This is a genomic window from Streptomyces sp. NPDC033177 (assembly GCF_055577715.1).
This window is the reverse complement of sequence record NZ_JBVIPS010000011.1, coordinates 102,578-122,041: the sequence shown is the minus strand read 5'-3', so window position 1 is coordinate 122,041 and position 19,464 is coordinate 102,578. Positions and strand designations below refer to the sequence as shown.

The window sequence follows — 19,464 nt, the reverse complement described above, 5'->3', positions numbered from 1 at the left end:
CGAAACGCGACGGGCCGTTCTCCGCGCGCGGAGCCCGCGGCCGAGTGCTTTCCTACCGCTCCGCCGCCAGGGCCGCCAGCTCCCTCTCCAGACCCTTGCCCCGCGTCTCCACCACCACGGACGCGACATCGGCCAGCTTGCGGTTCGTGGTCTGGGAGATGCGCCGCAGCATCGTGAAGGCCCGGTCCGCGTCGCAGGTCAGGACGTGCATGATGATGCCGCAGGCCTGGTCGACCACGGGGCGGGTGCGCAGGGCGGTGCCGAGGTGGTCCAGTTCGGTGAGGGCCGCGCGGTAGCGGCGGTCGCGGACCAGGGCCGTCGTGGCGAGGTCACCGAGCGCCTGGGCGGGACCGTGCCGGACCTCGTTCAGGACGCCGGGGCGGAAGCTGAACAGGGTCAGGGTGACGGTGAGGCCCCCGCGCTGGAAGGGGAGTGTGACGCTGGAGCGTACGCCGGAGTCGAGCGCCATGGCGCGGTACGCGGGCCACCGCTCGTCCCGCAGCAGGTCACCGGTCTCCACCGGCGTGCCCCGCTCCTGCGCCGCCGGGATGGGCCCGTCGCCCGAGCGCAGCTGTACGGAGACGAGACCGGCGAGGTCGGGGTGGGTGACCGAAGCGGGGTGTTCGCTGCCGCCTTCCGACACGGTGGTGCCCGCGCCGCAGCACGCGGTGGTACAGCGCACGGCCTGTTCCGCCAGCTCCGAGAGCCTGCGTCCCGGCAGCGCGGACTCGGGTCCCGCCAGGTCGAGGTCCGGTTCCGGTACGAGGGGCATGGTGGGTTCCTCCTCCTTTTCTCCGCCTTCCCGCGAGTACCCCCGGAAAACGGCCGCAGCGGATACGTTCGGCACATGGCCCAAGCGGATGAGTTCGGCGAAGAGATTGCGGACTTCGTGCGCCGCGTCGCCGAGTTGAAGGCCGCACGCTCCGTACCGGCGGACGGCCTCGGCACCGTCCTCGACGCGGCCATCTTCGAACTCGACCATGTGGCAGCGCAGTTGCGGCCGCTCTACGAACGTCTCGCCGCCGAGGGCCACTTGGGCGGCGGTGCTCCCGACCGGGACGAGCAGCGCCTCCTGCGGGCCCTCTTCCAGCGCCTCCCCCTGCCCGTCGCCCTGGTCGACCGGGAGTCGGTGGTCCGGCGGATGAACTTCGCCGCGACCGGCTTCACGGGCGTACGGGCGGGCTACGCCACCGGCAGGCCGCTGACCGGATTCCTGCTGCACGCGGACCGGGTGGCGTTCCGCTCACAGACCGCCGCGGTCGCACGTGGCGAGGGCGACCGCAGCCTCACCGTCCACCTCCAGCGTGCCCCGCACCTCCCGGTCCGCGCGACGCTCACCGCGCTGCGGCCCGGCGCCGAGCCGCGTACGGCGGTCCTGGTGGTGCTGCAGCCGGGCACGCAGCCCGTGGGCCCTCACACCCCGCCCCGGGACACCTGGCACGCTCCCGCCCCCGACCTCGGCGAGGCGACCCGGCACGCGGCCCGCACGGACCTCGCGGACGCCATGACCACCGCCCTGCTCACGGCTCCCGACGGGGACCGCGCGGCCGTGCTCGAACGGGCGGCCGGTGTCCTGCACCCGCGGTTCGCGGACTGGGTGATCGCCGACGAAGGGGCCGCACGGCAGCGGCGTACGACCGTCCTCGGGCCGAAGGACGCGCCGGTCGGCGATGTCCTCGCGCAAACGCCCGCCGCGTGCCCCCTCGTCGTCGAGGCGGCCCGCGGCGGGGCGCCCATGCTGCAGGTGCGTCCGGAGGACCCGGACTCCTTCGGCCGGGACGCGTCCGGCGCCCCCGTCCTCGTACGCGCGCAGGTGACGTCCCTGCTGTGCGTGCCACTGAGGGGACGCCCGGACGGTCCGGTGGAAGGTGTGCTCACGCTGTTCAGGAGCGGGGCGCGGCTCGCCTTCTCGATGGCCGAGGCGCAGACCGTCGACGTGATGTCGCGCCACATCGCGCTGGCCATGGCCCGCGGCGCGAGCCGGGGAGCCTCCGGGCTGAACTAGGCGGCGTCCTGCATGACTTCCTCGCGCAGCCGGTCGCAGCAGCGGCTGATCAGGCGCGAGACGTGCATCTGGGAGATGCCGAGCTGCTCGGCGATGCGGCTCTGCGTCATGTCGCCGAAGAACCGCATGTAGAGGATGTCGCGCTCCCGCTCGGGCAGTGCGGCGATGCGCGGTTTGACGGCCTCGCGGTCGATGACGACATCGAGCGCGGGGTCGGGCGCGCCGAGTGCGTCGCGCAGCGCGTATCCGTCGTCGCTGCCCGGCAGTTCGGCATCCAGGGAGAGCGCGGTGAAGCTTTCCAGGGCCTCCAGGCCGGCGGCCGCGTCCTCCTCGGATAGCTGCGCCTTCTCGGCGATCTCGGTGAGGCTCGGCGCTCGTCCGGGGACGGTCTGGGTCAGCTCCTGGCGGGCGAACCGCACCCGGTTGCGCAAGTCCTGTACCCGGCGCGGCACATGGAGGGTCCACATGTGGTCACGGAAATGGCGCTTGATCTCGCCCGTGACGGTCGGCACGGCATAACTCTCGAAAGCGCTGCCGCGCTCGGGGTCGTAACGGTCGACGGCCTTGACCAGGCCGAGGGCCGCCACCTGGCGCAAGTCGTCCAGCGCTTCGCCTCGGTTGCGGAAACGGCCGGCGAGTCGCTCGGCCATCGGCAGCCAGGCCCGGACCAACTCCTGGCGCAGTGCGTCGCGTTCGGGACCGTGCGGCATCTCGGTCAACCTGCGGAAGGCGGCTGCGGTGTCGGGTGCGTCGTCGTGCGGATGGCGCTTCGTCTGTCGCGCGTCGGATCGCATGATGCGTCGCAACTCCCTCGTCGGTGCCTTGGGTTGAAGAGTCACCGTGGGGTGGACGCGACAGCGCGACGGGGCACACCCGGGCGAGCGCGAACCGCTCCCACGGACGTGCCTCCGGTCCGAAGCACTATGAACTCCGCCTGCCCCTGGACACGGGAAGCAAACACATGTGCGCCACGAGGGCGGCACCCGCGGGAGTGGGCACCGCCCTGCCGCCTTCATGTGGCGCGGCGTACGGTCTCCGCCTCGTCGTTGTTCGCGGCGTGCTTGACGTGCGCGACGGACGGCAGCAACCACTCCTCGTACCGGCCGAGTGCCAGGATCACGCCCAGCATCAGGACCGGGATGAACACAGCGAGTACCGCCATGACTCCTTCCCTCCCAGAGTGCCCGTGGGGGGTGCGGGAGGCGGGTCTCCCCACTTCGTCCGGGCAAACCCGCATGGACCGGCCACACAGGGGTACTGCGGCGAAAACGACCGACCCCCCACAGGAAGGCCTCCACCATGGCTGTTGTCGTAAGGGACGTCATGACACCGGGTGTCGTGGCGGTAGGCCCCGATGCCTCGCTGGTGGAAGCGGCACAGCTGATGCGCGCGCAGGACATCGGGCACGTTCTGGTGGCCACGTCCAGCCGCCTCGTCGGTGTGCTCACGGACCGGGACATCACGCTGCGGGCCGTCGCCGACGGCGCCGACCCCCTCACCGTCAGCGCGCAGGCCATCTGCACGCCGAATCCGGTGATGGTCGCTCCCGACGACGCGGTGTCGTCGGCGGTCAGCCTGATGCTGGAGAACGCGGTACGCAGGTTGCCCGTCGTCGAGGACGGACAGCCGGTGGGCATGGTGACACTCCGGGACCTCGCTGCTTCGGCCTGAGGCCGAGGCACCCTGCGCCGCGGTACGACGCCGCGGCCGGCTGCCCCGGCCCTCGGCCGGGCGGGGGCCTGGCCCGGTCCTGAGGGAGCGGGTCCGGTTGCACGGATGGTGCAGGGGGAGCGACCGGACCCGCGGCGCGGGCCCGGCCCGGCCTGAGGCCGGGCCGGAGCGTCCCCGGCGGTCCGTCACGGTCGCAGCCCTGGGGCGGGTTGAGGACCCGTGGGCAGCGACCGGCCCGACCGGCGACAGGTGAAACGATAAATCGGTGACCCGGTGGTCACGATCCGCTGAGCGCGGCCGCTGTCCGGATAACGCACGCTCCGGATTCAGCCCCGCAGCGTCTGGGACGGCAACTCCCCGAAGCGGGCGTGGTACTGCTCGGCGAACCTCCCCAGATGGCTGAAGCCCCACCGGTGGGCCACCTCGCTCACGCCGATCGCGCCGGGCTCTGCCTCCCGCAGTTCGTCGCGCACGCGGATCAGCCGTACCTCTCGTACGTACGCCATGGGGGACATGCCCACATAGCGGCGGAAGGCCTCCTGGAGCCAGCGCACCCCGACCCGTGCCTCGGCGGCGAGCCCGGCGGGCGTGAAGGGATGTTCGGGCCGCTCCTGGACGGCGTCCATCGCGCGCTTCACGGGCGCCGGGCGCAACCTCCTTTCCGGGGCCTTGAGTTCGTCGCGGTAGGGGTGCTCGACGGCGAGCAGCAGCCCGCTCAGGATCGCCTCCTGGAGCGGCGCGGCGACCACGGGCGACGCGTAGAGGGACGCCTGGCCCGGCGGAGCGCCCGGCTCCTCGCGCAGGTCCGTGATGACCGTGGTGACGAGCCGGGCCCAACTGCGGCCCGGCCCACGGGTGGTGTCCAGCTCGGGGGCGAGCGTCAGCGGGCCGCGGGCCGGCCGGCCGAGGAGCTGCTCCAGACGCTGTTCGAGCGCCTCGCGGTCCATCTTCACCGCGAGGACCCGGCAGTCGCCGGTCCACCGCTCCACCACCGTGTCGCCGACAGGCTGGAACACCCCGGCCCGCTGCGCCGTCGCGACGGTGCTCGCGCCGCCGCCCTGCCGGAAGCGCATGTGCCCGCCGAGCGGGATGTTCACGTGGTACGCGCCCAGTTCACCGACCCGCATCCACACATCGGCGCCGCAGCTGAGCTCGCCGACGGTGAGCGCGCCGAGCTGCCCGATGTCGAACTCGGCGCGAAAGGCACGCGGCCCGTCGAGGACATCCATGAAGTTGCTGTAGAACGCGGCACCGATCATCTGCCGCGCCTCCTCCACGTCCGCGGTCCTGAAGGATGTCCTCAGCACCTGGGCACTCACGCGTGACTCACCCGCTCCCCCGACTTCGTTGACGCTCCCCCGCGGCTACACCCGGCGCCCCACCAGACTCAGCAGCTCCGTCTGTGCGTCGGCGTCCTGCGGCGCTTCCACCGCGGGGGCGAAGAGCCCGCTCTTCGCCAAGTCCGCAGCGTACGGCTTGATTTCGTGCAGGGAGAAGGCGACGAGATCTTCCGGAAGTTCTTCGTCGGCGCCGATGGCCCGGGACAGGTCCCAGGCGTGCACGACGAGGTCGGTGATCATCTGCCCGCAGTAGAAGTCGGCCGCGGTGTCGCCGAAGGAGAGATGCACCGTGCGGTAGATGGCGCCCGGCTCACGGAACGCCTCCTGGGCGGCGGCTGCCGCGGTGTCCCAGGAGGCGACGGGGTCGGGGCCGAGCACGTCGCCGTCGAAGGCGTCACCGACGGAGTCGATGGTGGCGCCGTCGCGGACGAGCGAGGGCACCCAGAGCTGCTCGGTGGTCAGGTGACCGACGAGGTCGCGCACGGACCAGTCGGTGCACGGCGTTGCCGCGTCCCACTGGTCGGGCCCGATCGCGTGCACCCGGTCGCCGAACAGGTCGAGGGCGGCGGCGTGCCGGTCGAGGAGCTCGCGGTCGTTCAGGTCGGACGGGCCAGCTGTGCCAGTCGTGTCTGCCATACCCGCCATTGTCCCCCTGCGGCCGAGAGCCGCTACCGCTTGCGCTCCACACGGCGCTCGTCCCACACCGGCTCGGGCGTCTCGCGCACCAGACCGTCGCTGCCGAAGACGAGATAGCGGTCGAAGGAGCGGGCGAACCAGCGGTCGTGCGTCACGGCGAGGACCGTTCCCTCGTATGCCTCAAGGCCTTCCTGGAGGGCCTCGGCGGACTCCAGGTCGAGGTTGTCGGTGGGCTCGTCGAGCAGCAGGGCCGTGGAGCCCTCCAGCTCCAGGAGCAGGATCTGGAAACGCGCCTGCTGGCCGCCCGAGAGCCGCTCGAAGCGCTGTTCGGCCTGCCCGGTGAGCTCGTACCGGCGCAGGCGTGACATGGCGGGGCCCTTGGCCTGGGCGTGCTCGCGCCACAGGATGTCCAGGAGCGTGCGGCCGAAGAGCTCCGGGTGGGCGTGGGTCTGCGCGAAGTGGCCCGCCACGACGCGCGCGCCGAGCTTCCAGTTGCCGGTGTGCTTGACGTCGCCGCCCGCGAGCAGCCGGAGGAAGTGCGACTTGCCCGAGCCGTTCGAGCCGAGGACGGCGACCCGCTCGCCGTAGAAGACCTCCAGGTCGAAGGGCTTCATCAGGCCGGTCAGCTCGAGCCCCTCGCAGGTGATGGCCCGGATGCCGGTGCGCCCGCCCTGCAACCGCATGGTGATGTCCTGCTCGCGCGGCGGCTCGGGCGGCGGCCCCGCCTCCTCGAACTTGCGGAGCCTGGTCTGCGCGGCGGCGTACCGCGAGGCCAGCTCATGGCTGATCGAGGCTGCCTGCCGCAGGCTGAGCACGAGCTTCTTCAGCTGGGCGTGCTTCTCGTCCCAGCGCCTGCGCAGCTCCTCGAAGCGCGCGAACCGCTCCTTGCGCGCCTCGTGGAACGTGGAGAAGCCGCCGCCGTGCACCCAGGCATCGGCGCCCGCGGGCCCCGGCTCGACGCTGACGATCTTCTCGGCGGCGCGGGAGAGGAGCTCGCGGTCGTGCGACACGAAGAGGACGGTCTTGCGTGTCTCCTTGAGCCGCTCCTCCAGCCAGCGCTTTCCGGGTACGTCGAGGTAGTTGTCCGGCTCGTCGAGGAGCAGCACCTCGTCGCCGCCGCGCAGCAGGGCCTCGAGCACGAGGCGCTTCTGCTCACCGCCGGAGAGGGTACGGACCTCGCGGAACTGCGCCTTGTCGTACGGGATGCCGAGCGCGGCCGTGGTGCACATGTCCCAGAGGGTCTCGGCCTCGTAGCCGTGCGCCTCGGCCCAGTCGGAGAGCGCCTGGGCGTACTGGAGCTGGGCGGCCTCGTCGTCGACGGTCATGATCAGGTGTTCGGCCACGTCCACGGCCTTCGCGGCATCGCGGATGCGGGGGTTCGACACGGAGACGAGCAGGTCGCGCACGGTCGTCTCGTCGCGCACCGACCCGACGAACTGCGGCATGACTCCGAGGCCGCCGCTGACGGTGACGGTGCCGCCGTGGGGCTGGATCTCGCCCGAGATCAGGCGGAGCAGAGTGGTCTTGCCCGCGCCGTTCGCCCCGACGAGGGCGACGATGGCGCCCTCACCGACACGGAAGGAGACATCGCCGAGCAGGGCTCGGCCGTCCGGCAGGTAGTACTCGATGTGCGCGGCTTCCAGATGTCCCATGCGGGGGATTCTCCGTGGGGGGCGCGGGTTGCCGCAAATGCGTTTCGCCTCCTGCAGCTTCCGACCACATAGTGATACGTGGGTCTCATTATTCGACACGGCGGCGTACCGTTTCGATTCACCGCAGCGAGCGGCCAGCGATCGTGAAGGAGTTCCCGCCATGCCGGAGGAGACCGCCGTCTACACGCACGGACACCACGAGTCCGTCCTGCGCTCCCACACCTGGCGGACCGCCGCCAACTCGGCCGCCTATCTCGTGGACGCGGTGAAGCCGCACATGCGGATCCTGGACATCGGCTGCGGCCCCGGCACCATCACCGCCGACCTGGCCGCGCTCGTGCCCGCCGGCCACGTCACGGGCGTCGACCACGCGCCCGGCATCCTGGACCAGGCGCGCGCGACAGCGGCCGAACGCGGCCTGCAGAACGTGGAGTTCGCCGTCGCCGACGTCCACGACCTGGACCACCCGGACGGTTCCTTCGATGTCGTCCACGCGCATCAGGTGCTCCAGCACGTCGGCGACCCGGTGCGCGCCCTGAGCGAGATGCGGCGCGTCTGCGCCCCGGGCGGCATCGTCGCCGCCCGCGACGCGGACTACTCGGCGATGGCCTGGTACCCGAAGCTCCCCGCCATGGACGGCTGGCTCGACCTGTACCGGCGGGTGGCCCGCGCCAACGGCGGCGAGCCGGACGCGGGAAGCCGCCTCAAGTCCTGGGCCCTGGCGGCCGGTTTCGACGACGTCACCGCGAGCGCGAGCACCTGGTGCTACACCTCGGCCGATGAGCGTGCCTGGTGGAGCGGCCTCTGGGCGGACCGCACGGTCGCCTCCGGCTACGCGGAGCTGGCCGTCGAGGGCGGACACACCGACGCCGGTGAACTGCGGGCCTTCGCCGGCGCGTGGCGGGAGTGGGGAGAGCGGGAGGACGGCTGGTTCGCCGTACTGCACGGGGAGATCCTCTGCCGGAAGTGACGCGCCTCAGCCGTGCGCCTCAGCCGTGCAGGGCACGCAGCTTGCGGCGGGCAGGGCCGAGGGCGCGCCCCGAGCGCAGGAGGCCCGCCCACGGGTCGGTGCGCGCCTGGTCGACGGCGTCCGTGATGGTCCAGCGGCGGGCGCCGAGCGCGGGGTCGTCGAGGTCCTCCCAGGCGACGGGCACGGCGACCGGGGCGCCGGGCGCGGCGCGGACCGAGAAGGGGGCCACGGCGGTCTGCGCGTACCCGTTGCGCTGCACGTCGAGGTAGAGGCGGTCGCCGCGGTCCTCCTTGCGGGCGGCCGTCGTCAGTTGCTCGGGGTGGGCCTGGGCGAGCGCTTCGGCGACGTCCCCTGCGAAGGCGCGTACGTCGTCGAAGTCGTGGCGGCCGTTGAGGGGAACGATGACGTGCAGTCCGCGTGAGCCCGTGGTCATCAGGGCGGACGGCAGTCCTACGTGGTCGAGGAGTTCACCCAGGAGACGCGCCGCCTCGCGGACCGGGCCGAAGTCGTCCTTGGCCGGGTCGAGGTCGAAGACCAGCCGGTCGGGGTGCGTGACACCGCCCATGCCGCCGACCCGGGAGGTCCAGCGGTGCAGCGTGAGACAGGCCTGGTCGGCGAGGTAGAGGAGCGTGGCGGTGTCGTCGCACACCGTGTGGGTGACGGTGCCGCCCTCCTTGGCGACCTCGACGCGGGTGATCCAGTCGGGGTAGTGGTCCGGGGTGTCCTTCTGCATGAAGCGAGGGCCGTCGACGCCGTCCGGGTGCCGCTCCAGCATCAGGGGGCGGCCGCGCAGGTGGGGCAGCATGAACGGGGCGACGGCCCGGTAGTAGTCGGCGAGGTCCCCCTTCGTGTGCCCCGCTCCCCCGCCATCGGGGAACAGGACCTTGTCGGGCCGGTGCAGCCGTACGGTGCGGCGCCCAGCCCGCAGGGTTCGTGCGCTGGTCATGTGGGGTTCCTTTCATGCTGCACGGGGGTGCTGACAACACCTGAAGAGGGGGGCCGGCGGGCGTGTCCCGGGCCGCGTTCGCCGGAACCATGGACACGGACGGTCCACGGTGGACCGCAGTGAGCGAGGCGCACCATGGCGAACGCGACGCAGAAGCATCCGGGGCACAGGCCCGCACGGCCGGGCGGCGGTGGTGGTGGCGGCGGTGAGCACTCCGCTCCCCCGCCCGTCCACGCCGCGTTCGCGCTCTGGATCACCGCGGTCGTGGCGGGCTTCTTCGAGACGGTGCTCATGGCCGGCGCTCTGGTGGCCGACGGCGACACGTCCGCCGGGGAACTGGCGGGCGGCCTGCTGCTGCGGATGGCCGTGTTCTCGGCGGCCGTCCTGACCGCCGTCCAGTTGCGCCGCGGCAGGAACTGGGCGCGTCTGACGCTCGCCGTGGGGCTCGGCGTCCTCGGCACGCTGTCCCTGGTGATCGAACCGCTCCGGTGGCTGGCCGACGGACACTCCCTGGGGGACGCCGTCCGGGATCTGGGGGCGGTGGACGTCCTGTTCGGCGCGAGCCGGGTGCTGCATCTGAGCGCGGTGCTCGTGGCGACGATCCTGATGTTCCGGCCCACGTCCAACGCCTGGTTCAGGTCGCGGTCGGCGGGGACGACTCGGTCGGGGCGGTCGACGGGGCCCGGCGGGCACTGACCGGCCTCACCGCACAACCGCCTGCTCCACGAGCAGCCGCGCCGCCGCCGCGATGGACTCGGCGTCGATGCCGGCCTGACGCAACTGCTCCTCGGGGGACGCCGAGCCGGGCATCGTGTTCACCGCGAGCCGCACCAGGCGGGGCACCGGGCCGCCGTCGCTGAAGGCGTCGACGACGGCGTCGCCGATGCCGCCCTCCGGCCGGTGGTCCTCGACGGTGAGCAGACAGCCGGTGCGTTCGGCGGCCTCTCGCAGCGTGGCGCGGTCGACGGGCTTGACCGAGTACAGGTCGATGACCCGCACCTGGATGCCCTCGCGGTCCAGGTACTCGGCCGCGGTCAGCGCCTCGTGCACGGTCACGCCCGCCGCGACCAGCGTGAGCCGGTCGCTGTCGGACGAGCGCAGGGTCTTGGAACCGCCGACGGGGAACTCCTCGCCGGGGCCGTAGATGACGGGCGCGTTCCCCCGTGACGTACGCAGGTACCGCACGCCGTCCAGGTCCGCCATCTGCGCGACGAGTTTGCCCGTCTGGTGGGCGTCGCACGGATACAGGACCGTCGAACCGTGTACGGCGCGGAACATCGCCAGGTCTTCGAGGCCCATCTGGGACGGCCCGTCCTGGCCGATGGCCACACCCGCGTGGGACCCGACGAGGTTGATGCCGGCGCCGCTGATCGCCGCCATCCGGACGAAGTCGTGGGCACGGGTGAGGAAGGCGGCGAACGTCGACGCGTACGGGACCCAGCCGCGGGCTGCCAACCCCACGGCAGCGGCGACGAGTTGCTGTTCGGCGATGTAGCACTCGAAGAAGCGGTCGGGGTGTTCCTTGGCGAAGTACTCGGTCCGCGTGGAGTCGCCGACCTCCCCGTCGAGGGCCACGACGTCGCCGCGTGCGGCGCCGAGCGCGGCAAGCGCCTGGCCGAAGGCGGTGCGCGTGGCGACGGAGTCGCCGACCTCGTGGTGCGGCAGTTCCAGATGCCCGCTGCGTGTCGCGTGCAGCGCACGCGCGGCGGCGGGCCTGCGCACCTCCACGCGTACGTCCTCCCCACCGCCCGCGCCGCCCAGCTCCTCGATCGCCGCTGCCGCATCCGCCAGCGGCTTGCCGTGCAGGCCCTCGCGGTCCTCGGCGGCGGCGACTCCCTTGCCCTTGACGGTGCGGGCGAGGACGACCGTGGGCTGCCTGGTGGTGGAGCGGGCCTCCTGGAAGGCGCGGTCGATCTCCTCCAGGTCGTGGCCGTCAGTCTCCACGACATGCCAGCCGAAGGCGGCGAACCGGCGTGCGTAGGCGTGCAGGTCCCAGGCGTGGCGGGTGGGGCCGCGCTGCCCGAGGCGGTTGACGTCGACGACGACGGTCAGGTTGTCCAGGTGCTCGTACCCGGCGTGCTCGGCGGCCTCCCACACCGAGCCCTCCGCCAGCTCGCTGTCGCCGCACAGCACCCAGACCCGGTAGGGAATCCGGTCGAGGCGCTTGCCCGAGAGGGCCATGCCCACGCCGACGGGAAGCCCCTGGCCGAGGGAGCCGGTGGCGACCTCGACCCACGGAAGGCGGCGCGGCGTCGGGTGCCCTTCGAGGCGGCTGCCCTGGGCGCGGAAGGTCAGCAGCTCGTCGTCGGTGACGACGCCCGCCGCCTTGTACGCCGCGTAAAGGAGGGGCGAGGCATGCCCTTTGGAGAGGATGAAGCGGTCGTTGCCGGGATGGTCGGGCCGGTCGAAGTCGTACTGCAGGTGGCGCGCGACGAGCACCGCCATCAGATCGGCGGCGGACAGCGAGGAGGTGGGGTGCCCGGAGCCCGCGGCATCGGCGGCCCGGACGGAGTCCACCCGCAACTGCCGGGCGAGCGGGGCGAGTTCGCTGGTGGTCATGGCGGGTCCTCCTCGGATCGGCGTGCGGTTCCGGCGGTCCGCCGGGCGCGTCGGCCGTAGGTTCCTCTCAGGCGTGACCTGTGGACGGCACCGGCGCGCGGGCCCTTCGGGTTGCCCTTGCGCCCCGCCGTCAAACACCGCGGGCACGTGGGGCGGGATCCGGGGCCGGTCCGGTTTGCCCGCCCGGCTTCGGGATACCCGTAGGGAGCGCCGTCGCAGGTGTGGGGGGTCGTGAACCGGCCCCGCACCGCCCCGCGCCCCCACCCCGCATGTGAGCCAGGACGGTCCCGATGAAGGACGCAGTGCCCATCGAAATGCCCGCCTTGTCCGCCTATCGCGTCCCCGCGGACGCACCCGAGGCGGACGGCACCTTCGCCTGGGAGAGCATGACCATCGTGATCGTCGAGATCACGGCGGGCGGCGCGACGGGCACGGGCTGGACCTACGGTCCCGCGTCCCTCGTCTCCCTGCTGGCCGAGCAGCTCGTCCCGGTCGTCACGGGCCTCGACGCTCTCGACATCCCCGCGGCGCACACGGCGATGACGAAGGCGGTGCGCAACACCGGCCGCCCCGGCGCCGCGTCGTGCGCCGTCTCGGCGATCGACATCGCCCTGTGGGACCTGAAGGCGCGCCTGCTGGAGATCCCCCTCGTACGCCTCCTGGGCGCCGCCCGCGACGAGGTCCCCGTCTACGGGAGCGGGGGCTTCACGACGTACCACGACACGCATCTGGCGGCCCAGCTGAACGGCTGGGTGCACGGCCAGCGCATACCCCGCGTGAAGATCAAGGTCGGCGAGGACTGGGGCCGGGCGGCGGCCCGCGACGTGCTGCGGGTGCGGACCGCGCGCGATGTCATCGGCTCGCAGGCCGAGTTGTACGTCGACGCGAGCGGCGCCTACACCCGCAAGCAGGCGATCCGGGTGGGGCGGGTGCTCGCCGAGCACGGTGTGGGCTGGTTCGAGGAGCCGGTCCCGTCGGACGATCTGCGGGGGCTCGCGCTGGTGCGGGACGCGCTGGTCTGCGACGTGGCGGCCGGTGCGTACGGCTACGACCTCCCGTACTTCGCGCGGATGATCCCCTCCGTTGACTGCCTCCAGCTGGACGCGACGCGCTGCGGCGGTCTGACCGAGTGGCTGCGCGCCGCGGCCCTCGCGCAGGCGCACGGGATCGAGGTCTCGGCCCGCTGCGCCCCGCACGCACATGCCGCGGTCGCCGCGTGTGTGCCGAATCTGCGGCACATCGAGTGGCTGCACGACCATGTGCGGATCGAGTCGATGTTCTTCGACGGCGCCCTCGACCCGACGGGCGGCGTCGTCCGCCCCGACGGCGGCGTCGGCCACGGCCTGGAACTGCGGCGCACGGAGGAGGTCGAGGAATACCGGGTCGCGTAGCCGTGCCCCAGGAAGTCCGCCGAAACGATCTCGGATGCGGGCGGGGCCAACTAGGCTCGCCCGTATGGAGATCCTGGGAGCCACGCTGCGTATCTGCGTCGAGGACCTGGAGTCCTCGGTCGCCTTCTACGAACGTCTCGCGGGCGGCACGGCCCAGCGTTTCGAGCGGGAGGGCGTGTCGGTCGCGGCGGTGGGCTGCTTTCTCTTGATGAGCGGGCCCGAGCGCGAACTGGAGATCCTCAGGAAGGTCTCGGCGACGATCGCGGTACCGGACGTCGACGAGGCGTACGCCGTCCTGAACGCGTCCGGCGCCCGTGTCATCGCGGGCCCCCTCCCGACACCGGTGGGCCGCAACCTCATCGCGGTGCACCCGGACGGCACGGTGTTCGAGTACGCGGATCGGCGCCCCACGTCCTGAACCGGCCCGCCCGGCCCTCCCCGTATCCTCCACGGCAGGCAGGCAGGCCGAACGGAGGACGGTGCACGTGGCGGGCAGTACGGCGGACGGTACGGAACGGATCTCGTTGAGCGCGCAGGCGCGCGAGGCCGTCCGGCAGCGCATCGTGGACCGCCGCTATCCGCTGGGCTCGCGGCTCGTGGAGCGTGAGGTCGCCGAGGAGCTGCGGATGTCGCGGGTCCCGGTGCGGGAGGCGATGCGCGCGCTGGTCGCCGAGGGCCTGCTGGAACTCCTGCCGCACAGCGGAGTGCGGGTGCGCCGTCTGGAACGCTCCGACGTGCGGCATCTGTACGAGGTGTGGGAGCCGCTCGCCGTCCAGGCCTCCCGGCTCGCGGCGCGCCGGGTGGCGGAGAGCGCGCCGGACGAGCCCTCGGGTCTCGCCGCGCTGCGAGGCACGCTGCACCAGGCCGAGCAGGCGTCGGACGTGGACGACGGGCCGCGCGAGGTCGCCGCGCACACGGCTTTCCACGAGGGCATCGTGGCCCTCTCCGGCAACCCCCTCCTGGCCCGCACGATGGAGCAGCTGAGCTGGCAGCTCCAGCTCCTGTTCGGCATGCGCGCGGAGCCGGACCACATGCGGGCCCAGCATGACCTGATCTACCGGACGATCGCGTCGGGCGACGAGGAGACGGCCGCGGCGAGCACGCTCCTGCATGTGCGGGACAGCCAGGCGGTGGCGCTGCGGGCGCTCTTCGAGGAGAGCGACTCCTAGGCTTTCTGTATACCAAGACTCATGGGTCGCCACCTCTCCTGCCCAACACACTGCCTATACCTGCACATTCTCCCGCCATCCCTTGCGGGGCGCTCCAGCTTGGTATACAAACTGCGGACGCGTTTCCTCCGTAACCCGTCCTGGAGCAGCCCCATGTGCGTCGAGAACACCCCTCCGCCCCCTTCCCGGCTCACCCGGCGCGGCGTCCTCGCGGGTGCGGCGGCGCTCGCCGGGACCACGGCCGCGCTGGCCGCCGCCGCGCCCCGGGCCGGCGCCGGCCCCGCCTCCCCCGGCAGCCGGCCGACCGGCGGTGACCTGGTCGTCGAGGGCGGCACCCTCCTGGACCCCGCGACCGGCGAGGTCACCGAGGACGCGGTGGTCGTCATCGTGGACGGTGTCGTGCGCGCGGCGGGCAGGCGCGGGCGGACGGAGGTGCCCGAGGGCGCCGAGGTGCTCGACGCGCACGGACGCTGGATCCTGCCGGGTCTCGTCGACGCGCACATCCACCTCAACACCGCGGCCGAGGCACGCGACGCGGTGCTGCTCGGGGCGACGAGCGCCCGCAGCGGCTCGACCAACTTCTTCCAGGACATCGCCGTACGGGAGCTGGCCCGCCAGGCCCCGGAGCGGGCGCCCCGCCTGCGCGCCGCCGGTGTCTTCGTCACGCCCGACCTGGGCGACACGATCCTCGCCGACCCGGAGCTGACCCCGCTGGCCAGGCTGCGTGACGGGGTGCGCTCACCCGAGGCGCTGCGCCGCGTCGTCGAGGTCAACCTCGCCCGGGGCGCCGACGTCATCAAGACCCGGGTCAACGAGCGGGCCGGGCTGCCCGAGCAGGACCCGCTGGCCCAGGTGTACGACCGCGAGCAGCTGTCCACCGTGGTCGCGGCGGCCCGGCGCGGCGGCAAGGGCGTGCTCTGCCACAGCTACAGCGAGAAGGGCTGCCACGACGCCGTCATGGCGGGCATCCGCTCGCTGGAGCACGGCGCCTTCGTCGGCGAGCGCACTCTGCACGAGATGCGGCGCAGGGGCACGTACTTCACGCCGACCCTCACCGCCATCGCGGGCCTCGCCGAGTCCTCGGACCCGGTGCTCGCCGAGCGCGGCCGCCAGTACTTGCCGGTCCTGAAGCGGGCCGTGCTCGCCGCGCACGAGATGGGCGTGCCGCTCGCCGCGGGCACGGACTCCTCCGGCGGGAAGATCAAGCCCATCGGCCGCGAGGTGGAACTGATGCGGGCCGCGGGCCTCTCCGCGCTCGACGCGATCCGTACGGCCACTACGGGCGCCGCCAAGCTGCTCGGCGTGGACCACACGGCGGGCCGCCTCGCGCGTGGCTTCGCCGGTGACGTGCTCCTGGTGGACGGCGAACCGCTCGCCGACGTGACGGTCCTCAAGAAGCCCGTACGCGTGGTGCGTTCGGGCATCGCGGTCTGAATACCCCCGAGTCCTCGGTAACTCCCCGGGCATCACACCTCTCTCCCGGGCATCACACCTCTCCAAGGAGAACCCCATGACGCCCCTCTCCCGTCGCGGCGTACTCGCCGGAGCCGCCGCCCTCGCGGGCACCGGAGCCGCCCTCTCCGCCGCCACCCCCGCTGCCGCGGCCTCTCACGGTGACAAGCACCGCCCCAAGGCCGTGGTGTTCCGAAACGTCCGCCCCTTCGGCGCGAAGACCCCCGTGGACCTCACGGTCGTCGACGGCCGCATCACGGAAGGCCGGGCGCCCAGGGGCGCGAAGGTGATCGACGGCGGTGGCCGGGTCGCCCTGCCCTCGCTCGTGGACGCCCACATCCACCCGGACAAGACGACGTGGGGCGGCGACTGGGTCACGCGGAAGCCCGCGAGCGGCATCGCCGACTACTGCGCCCAGGACGTGGAGCTGTTCAAGAGCCAGGCCCGGCCGGTCGGCGAGCGCGCCCACGGCCTGATGGCGCACGCCGTGACCCGCGGCACCCGCGCGATGCGCGCCCACGTGGACGTGGCGCCCGCCTATGACCTGGCCGGTGTCGAGGGCGTGAACGCGGCCCGCGAGCGGCTGCGGGACGCCCTGGACGTGCAGATCGTGGCGTTCCCGCAGCACGGCGTGATCCGGACCCCCGGCACGGCGGAGCTACTGGAGGAAGCGGCCCGCTCCGGCGCCGTCGACCTGGTGGGCGGCATCGACCCGATCAGCTTCGACGACGCGATGGACGAGCAGCTCGACCTGGTCTTCGGCCTCGCGGACCGCCACGGGGTCGGCGTCGACATCCACCTCCACGACCGCGACGAGAAGGGCACGAAGGTCCTGCGGGCCATCATCGACCGCACCCGCGCGCTGTCCCTGCGCGGCAAGGTCACGGTCAGCCACGTCTTCTGCCTGCCGAACCTGTCCGACACCGAACTGGGCAAGATGGCAGCCGACTTGGGCGAGCAGGACATCTCCCTGACGACGGTGGCGCCGAACGAGTCCCTGGTCCTGCCGATCGCGAAACTGCGCGAGCACGGGGTGCGGGTCGGGCTCGGCTCGGACGGTGTGCGCGACGCGTGGAGCCCGTTCGGCAACGCCGACATGCTGCACCGTGCGCACATCCTCGGCTGGGTCACCGACGTCCGTCTCGACGACGAGCTCACCGACTGCTACGACGTGGGCGCGCACGGCGGCGCCGACGTGATGGGCCTCGACCACGCCGACCTCAAGCCCGGCTCCCCCGCGGACTTCATCCTCGTGCGCGGGGAGTGCCTGCCCCAGGTCCTGGTGGACATGCCGCAGCGGGACATGGTGGTACACGGCGGTCAGGTCGTCGCCAGGAACGGCGAGTTGACCTGACCGCGGGGCCTCACTCCTCCTGGGCTGCCCGCATCCGGAAGTCGTACCGGGCGGGCAGCTCGTCGTCGGTCACCGCGCGCCACAGCTCGCCGAGCACCTCGGCGCCCTCGCGCAGGTCGGCCGCCTCGAAGCCCTCGTCGAACATCGCCCGAGCCGCCGCCTTCTCGCCCTCCGCCACCAGGAGCTGGACCTCGACCAGGCGGAAGCGGCCCTCCGCCCGCGTGGACGCGGGCAGCCGGTCCCACACCCCGCGGGCCGCCTCATTCCGCCCGACCGCGAGCAGGACGCCCATCGCCTCCCTGCCGAGGGCGGCACTCGCGGACGTCCACAGGACACCGTCGTCGCGCCGCTCCTGGCACAGGTCGTCGAAGGCTTCGGTGTACCGGTCGGCGGCGCGCTCCAAGTGCCCCGCGTCCTGATCGGCGACCGCGAGGCAGCGCAGCAACGGCCAGCGCGACGGGGCGAGTTCGAGGCCGCGCTCCCAGCTGCGCACCGCCTGGGCCAGGTCACCCGCGTGCCACTGCGCCACGCCCAGGTGGTACTCGGCGGCCGGCCGCGCGGGCGCCGTCTCCAGCATGTCCCGCCAGTGCCGGGCGACCAGGGTCGGGCCGGGCGGCGCCACCCGGCGCGGCTCGGGGACGGCCCCGGAGTGCAGGAGTTCGAGCCACGGTTCCTGCTCGGGGCCCAGGGTGGACTCGGCGAACGGCGTGCCCGGCAGTTTGTGATCCGCGCGCAGGACTTCGAGCGCGCCCCATCCGGACCCGGTGGCCAGCGCCTCGCCCGGCTCGGTGTCCGCGCACGGCCGCCACGCGTCGTACGCCTCCTCCACCGCGCCGCGCGGCAGCATGTCCGCGAGGCGTGCCTGGACCTCCTCGCGCGCGGCACGCCAGTCGGGGCCGTGCACGAGACCCGGGTCCGCCGACAGCGGTCCGTACGACTCGAGCCAGCTGAACTCGCCCTCGGCGTCCAGGCGTACGTGCTCCAGCTGGGTCCGTGCGAGGCCGGCCTGGATCTCCGCGTACCCTCCCGTGCCGGGCTCCGTCAGCCACTCCTGCCAGCGCCGCCCGCCCGCGCCCGAGCCCCACACGAACAACTTGCGGCCGCGCAGCAGATCGGTCGACGTCTGGACGAGGCCGTGCCCGTCGTCGTCGAGCGCGGCTATCCAGCGCCGTGTGCGGTCCGGTACGTCGTAGAAGTAGTCGGCGGCGTACTCGCTGCGCGGCGGGTAGGTCCGGTCCACGCCGTCGGTCTCCGGCACCGGCACCTTGCGCAGCGCGCCCGTGTACCCGAAGTGCCAGGCCTCGTCGGCCGGGGCGAGCACCCGGCGCTGCTCGGGCACCGCGATGTTGGACCACCAGTAGACCGGGACCGCTTTCTCGTGCGGGTTGCGGATCCGCACGCCGACGTGGAGGAAGTCGGACCCCTCGGGCAGCCACAGGTCCACCTGGAACGGCACGTCGCGCAGGCGCTCCCACTCCCAGAGCCGCAGCATCTCGCCGCCGTCGGGCGCCGTCACGCGCGCGGCGTGCACGGGTGCGCAGGACAGCGTCGTATGGCCGGTGGCGCCGATGTTCCACTCGATGCCACCGGAGAACCAGGCGCCGTTCAGCGCGAAGGCGGCGGGCTGCAACACCGGGTTGCGGTAGAGGAGTTCACGGCCGGTCGGCTTGTGGAAGAGGGAGTGGACGCGGCCGCCGAAACCCGGCAGGACGGTGGCGCGCAGCCGGTCGTTCTCGATGACCAGGGTTTCGAGGGTCGTGTCGGTCCGCTCGCGTCCGTACCCGTCGAGCACCCGCGTCGGCAGGACTCCGCGCAGCGGCTCGTACCCGAGCTGGCGCGCCATGTCGCGTGGCAGCCCTTCTCTGCCGCGCTCGTCCAGCGTGTGCACCTCACGGAGCGGCCGCAGCGGCGGCAGCGGGTTCTCGGGGCCCAACGGGGCGGCGGGCAGCGTCAGTACGTCACGTCGCACGGTGGTCGTCACGATCACCATGGAACACGTTCGACGCCGTCCCGACCAGGGTCTCTCCCGGTCAGGATTCCGCAAAGGCGCTACCTGCGGCGTCGCATGAAGTACGCCCCGCACAGCGCGCCGATCAGGCCGGTGCCCAGGAGTGCCACCCACAGGGGCATGGTCACCTCGGGGATCAGGAGTCTGATCTTGGTGTGGCGGGTGTTCTCGAAGATGAAGACCAGGGTGAGGACGGCGATCGCGAGGACGGCGATCCTGCCGGGCGTCACGACGCGACCGCCGCCACCGCCGCCGCCCGAGCCGCCCTTCGAGCCGCCCGTCGAGCTGCTGGGACTCATAAGTGGACCTTC

The 19,464-nt window shown here is 72.7% G+C and carries 19 protein-coding genes; 9 read left to right on the top strand and 10 right to left on the bottom strand.

What is annotated here, in order from left to right; translation table 11 throughout:
• Positions 1-52 precede the first annotated feature (52 nt).
• Entirely contained in the window at positions 53-772 is a 720-nt protein-coding gene (locus ACZ5U5_RS33380) for an ANTAR domain-containing response regulator (RefSeq protein ID WP_469029198.1), read from the bottom strand.
• Positions 773-847: 75 nt separating this feature from the next.
• Between ACZ5U5_RS33380 and ACZ5U5_RS33375 the strand changes: the two genes are divergently transcribed.
• Positions 848-2,005 (top strand): GAF domain-containing protein, encoded by a 1,158-nt coding sequence (locus ACZ5U5_RS33375; protein WP_469029196.1) that lies wholly within the window; start codon positions 848-850, stop codon positions 2,003-2,005.
• Here ACZ5U5_RS33375 and ACZ5U5_RS33370 read toward each other — a convergent pair.
• The gene (locus tag ACZ5U5_RS33370) at positions 2,002-2,799 is read right to left on the bottom strand and encodes an RNA polymerase sigma factor SigF (protein ID WP_469029194.1); all 798 of its coding nucleotides are present in this window, start codon (positions 2,797-2,799) and stop codon (positions 2,002-2,004) included. The genes ACZ5U5_RS33375 and ACZ5U5_RS33370 overlap by 4 nt on opposite strands.
• Before the next feature lie 218 nt (positions 2,800-3,017).
• On the bottom strand, positions 3,018-3,167 hold the full coding sequence (locus ACZ5U5_RS33365; protein ID WP_469029192.1) for a hypothetical protein: 150 nt from the start codon (positions 3,165-3,167) through the stop codon (positions 3,018-3,020).
• Between the two features lie 137 nt (positions 3,168-3,304).
• On the opposite strand from ACZ5U5_RS33365, the gene ACZ5U5_RS33360 reads away from it, so the two are divergent.
• On the top strand, positions 3,305-3,676 hold the full coding sequence (locus tag ACZ5U5_RS33360) for a CBS domain-containing protein (protein WP_469029190.1): 372 nt from the start codon (positions 3,305-3,307) through the stop codon (positions 3,674-3,676).
• Positions 3,677-4,002: 326 nt separating this feature from the next.
• On the opposite strand, the gene ACZ5U5_RS33355 is transcribed toward ACZ5U5_RS33360, so the two are convergent.
• From ACZ5U5_RS33355 to ACZ5U5_RS33345, 3 genes are read right to left on the bottom strand one after another with little or no spacing between them, the layout of a single operon-like run.
• A complete protein-coding gene (locus ACZ5U5_RS33355) occupies positions 4,003-4,995 on the bottom strand; it encodes an AraC family transcriptional regulator (protein WP_469029188.1) in 993 nt (330 codons plus the stop codon).
• A 45-nt stretch (positions 4,996-5,040) separates the two neighbouring features.
• Positions 5,041-5,652 (bottom strand): TIGR03086 family metal-binding protein, encoded by a 612-nt coding sequence (locus ACZ5U5_RS33350; RefSeq protein WP_469029185.1) that lies wholly within the window; start codon positions 5,650-5,652, stop codon positions 5,041-5,043.
• 32 nt (positions 5,653-5,684) lie between these two features.
• Complete coding sequence (locus ACZ5U5_RS33345) at positions 5,685-7,304, bottom strand: ABC-F family ATP-binding cassette domain-containing protein (RefSeq protein ID WP_469029183.1); 1,620 nt, start codon at positions 7,302-7,304, stop codon at positions 5,685-5,687.
• Positions 7,305-7,464: 160 nt separating this feature from the next.
• On the opposite strand from ACZ5U5_RS33345, the gene ACZ5U5_RS33340 reads away from it, so the two are divergent.
• Positions 7,465-8,274 (top strand): class I SAM-dependent methyltransferase, encoded by an 810-nt coding sequence (locus ACZ5U5_RS33340; protein ID WP_469029180.1) that lies wholly within the window; start codon positions 7,465-7,467, stop codon positions 8,272-8,274.
• A gap of 19 nt (positions 8,275-8,293) precedes the next feature.
• Here ACZ5U5_RS33340 and ligD read toward each other — a convergent pair whose 3' ends face one another.
• On the bottom strand, positions 8,294-9,220 hold the full coding sequence (gene ligD, locus ACZ5U5_RS33335; protein ID WP_469029177.1) for a non-homologous end-joining DNA ligase: 927 nt from the start codon (positions 9,218-9,220) through the stop codon (positions 8,294-8,296).
• Positions 9,221-9,355: 135 nt separating this feature from the next.
• Here ligD and ACZ5U5_RS33330 point away from each other — a divergent pair, with 135 nt between their 5' ends.
• A complete protein-coding gene (locus ACZ5U5_RS33330) occupies positions 9,356-9,916 on the top strand; it encodes a hypothetical protein (RefSeq protein WP_469029174.1) in 561 nt (186 codons plus the stop codon).
• Between the two features lie 6 nt (positions 9,917-9,922).
• Here ACZ5U5_RS33330 and ACZ5U5_RS33325 read toward each other — a convergent pair whose 3' ends face one another.
• Positions 9,923-11,779, bottom strand: a complete 1,857-nt coding sequence (locus tag ACZ5U5_RS33325; protein WP_469029172.1) for a transketolase — start codon at positions 11,777-11,779, stop codon at positions 9,923-9,925.
• A gap of 290 nt (positions 11,780-12,069) precedes the next feature.
• Between ACZ5U5_RS33325 and ACZ5U5_RS33320 the strand changes: the two genes are divergently transcribed.
• The 5 genes from ACZ5U5_RS33320 to ACZ5U5_RS33300 all read left to right on the top strand — a co-directional run bounded on the left by ACZ5U5_RS33320 (position 12,070) and on the right by ACZ5U5_RS33300 (position 17,145).
• Positions 12,070-13,170: an enolase C-terminal domain-like protein gene (locus tag ACZ5U5_RS33320; protein ID WP_469029170.1), complete on the top strand. Its 1,101-nt coding sequence runs from the start codon at positions 12,070-12,072 to the stop codon at positions 13,168-13,170.
• Between the two features lie 64 nt (positions 13,171-13,234).
• Positions 13,235-13,588 (top strand): VOC family protein, encoded by a 354-nt coding sequence (locus ACZ5U5_RS33315; protein ID WP_469029168.1) that lies wholly within the window; start codon positions 13,235-13,237, stop codon positions 13,586-13,588.
• Between the two features lie 67 nt (positions 13,589-13,655).
• Complete coding sequence (locus ACZ5U5_RS33310) at positions 13,656-14,339, top strand: GntR family transcriptional regulator (protein ID WP_469029165.1); 684 nt, start codon at positions 13,656-13,658, stop codon at positions 14,337-14,339.
• A 153-nt stretch (positions 14,340-14,492) separates the two neighbouring features.
• The gene (locus ACZ5U5_RS33305) at positions 14,493-15,773 is read left to right on the top strand and encodes an amidohydrolase family protein (protein WP_469029164.1); all 1,281 of its coding nucleotides are present in this window, start codon (positions 14,493-14,495) and stop codon (positions 15,771-15,773) included.
• A 76-nt stretch (positions 15,774-15,849) separates the two neighbouring features.
• A complete protein-coding gene (locus ACZ5U5_RS33300; RefSeq protein ID WP_469029162.1) occupies positions 15,850-17,145 on the top strand; it encodes an amidohydrolase family protein in 1,296 nt (431 codons plus the stop codon).
• A 10-nt stretch (positions 17,146-17,155) separates the two neighbouring features.
• Here the strand turns inward: ACZ5U5_RS33300 and ACZ5U5_RS33295 are convergent, their stop codons facing one another.
• Positions 17,156-19,135 carry a DUF5107 domain-containing protein gene (locus tag ACZ5U5_RS33295; protein WP_469029159.1) on the bottom strand — a complete coding sequence of 660 codons (1,980 nt, stop codon included), beginning with the start codon at positions 19,133-19,135 and terminating at the stop codon, positions 17,156-17,158.
• Positions 19,136-19,194: 59 nt separating this feature from the next.
• Entirely contained in the window at positions 19,195-19,452 is a 258-nt protein-coding gene (locus ACZ5U5_RS33290; RefSeq protein WP_469029158.1) for a LapA family protein, read from the bottom strand.
• Positions 19,453-19,464 lie beyond the last annotated feature (12 nt).

Coding starts and splice junctions, on each gene's coding strand:
- ACZ5U5_RS33315 (WP_469029168.1), top strand. CDS start 13,235: ATGGAGATCCTGGGAGCCACGCTGCGTATCTGCGTCGAGGACCTGGAG.
- ACZ5U5_RS33305 (WP_469029164.1), top strand. CDS start 14,493: ATGTGCGTCGAGAACACCCCTCCGCCCCCTTCCCGGCTCACCCGGCGC.
- ACZ5U5_RS33290 (WP_469029158.1), bottom strand. CDS start 19,452: ATGAGTCCCAGCAGCTCGACGGGCGGCTCGAAGGGCGGCTCGGGCGGC.
- ACZ5U5_RS33325 (WP_469029172.1), bottom strand. CDS start 11,779: ATGACCACCAGCGAACTCGCCCCGCTCGCCCGGCAGTTGCGGGTGGAC.
- ACZ5U5_RS33370 (WP_469029194.1), bottom strand. CDS start 2,799: ATGCGATCCGACGCGCGACAGACGAAGCGCCATCCGCACGACGACGCA.
- ACZ5U5_RS33330 (WP_469029174.1), top strand. CDS start 9,356: ATGGCGAACGCGACGCAGAAGCATCCGGGGCACAGGCCCGCACGGCCG.
- ACZ5U5_RS33340 (WP_469029180.1), top strand. CDS start 7,465: ATGCCGGAGGAGACCGCCGTCTACACGCACGGACACCACGAGTCCGTC.
- ACZ5U5_RS33320 (WP_469029170.1), top strand. CDS start 12,070: ATGAAGGACGCAGTGCCCATCGAAATGCCCGCCTTGTCCGCCTATCGC.
- ACZ5U5_RS33300 (WP_469029162.1), top strand. CDS start 15,850: ATGACGCCCCTCTCCCGTCGCGGCGTACTCGCCGGAGCCGCCGCCCTC.
- ACZ5U5_RS33380 (WP_469029198.1), bottom strand. CDS start 772: ATGCCCCTCGTACCGGAACCGGACCTCGACCTGGCGGGACCCGAGTCC.
- ACZ5U5_RS33295 (WP_469029159.1), bottom strand. CDS start 19,135: ATGGTGATCGTGACGACCACCGTGCGACGTGACGTACTGACGCTGCCC.
- ACZ5U5_RS33375 (WP_469029196.1), top strand. CDS start 848: ATGGCCCAAGCGGATGAGTTCGGCGAAGAGATTGCGGACTTCGTGCGC.
- ACZ5U5_RS33360 (WP_469029190.1), top strand. CDS start 3,305: ATGGCTGTTGTCGTAAGGGACGTCATGACACCGGGTGTCGTGGCGGTA.
- ACZ5U5_RS33345 (WP_469029183.1), bottom strand. CDS start 7,304: ATGGGACATCTGGAAGCCGCGCACATCGAGTACTACCTGCCGGACGGC.
- ACZ5U5_RS33350 (WP_469029185.1), bottom strand. CDS start 5,652: ATGGCAGACACGACTGGCACAGCTGGCCCGTCCGACCTGAACGACCGC.
- ligD (WP_469029177.1), bottom strand. CDS start 9,220: ATGACCAGCGCACGAACCCTGCGGGCTGGGCGCCGCACCGTACGGCTG.
- ACZ5U5_RS33365 (WP_469029192.1), bottom strand. CDS start 3,167: ATGGCGGTACTCGCTGTGTTCATCCCGGTCCTGATGCTGGGCGTGATC.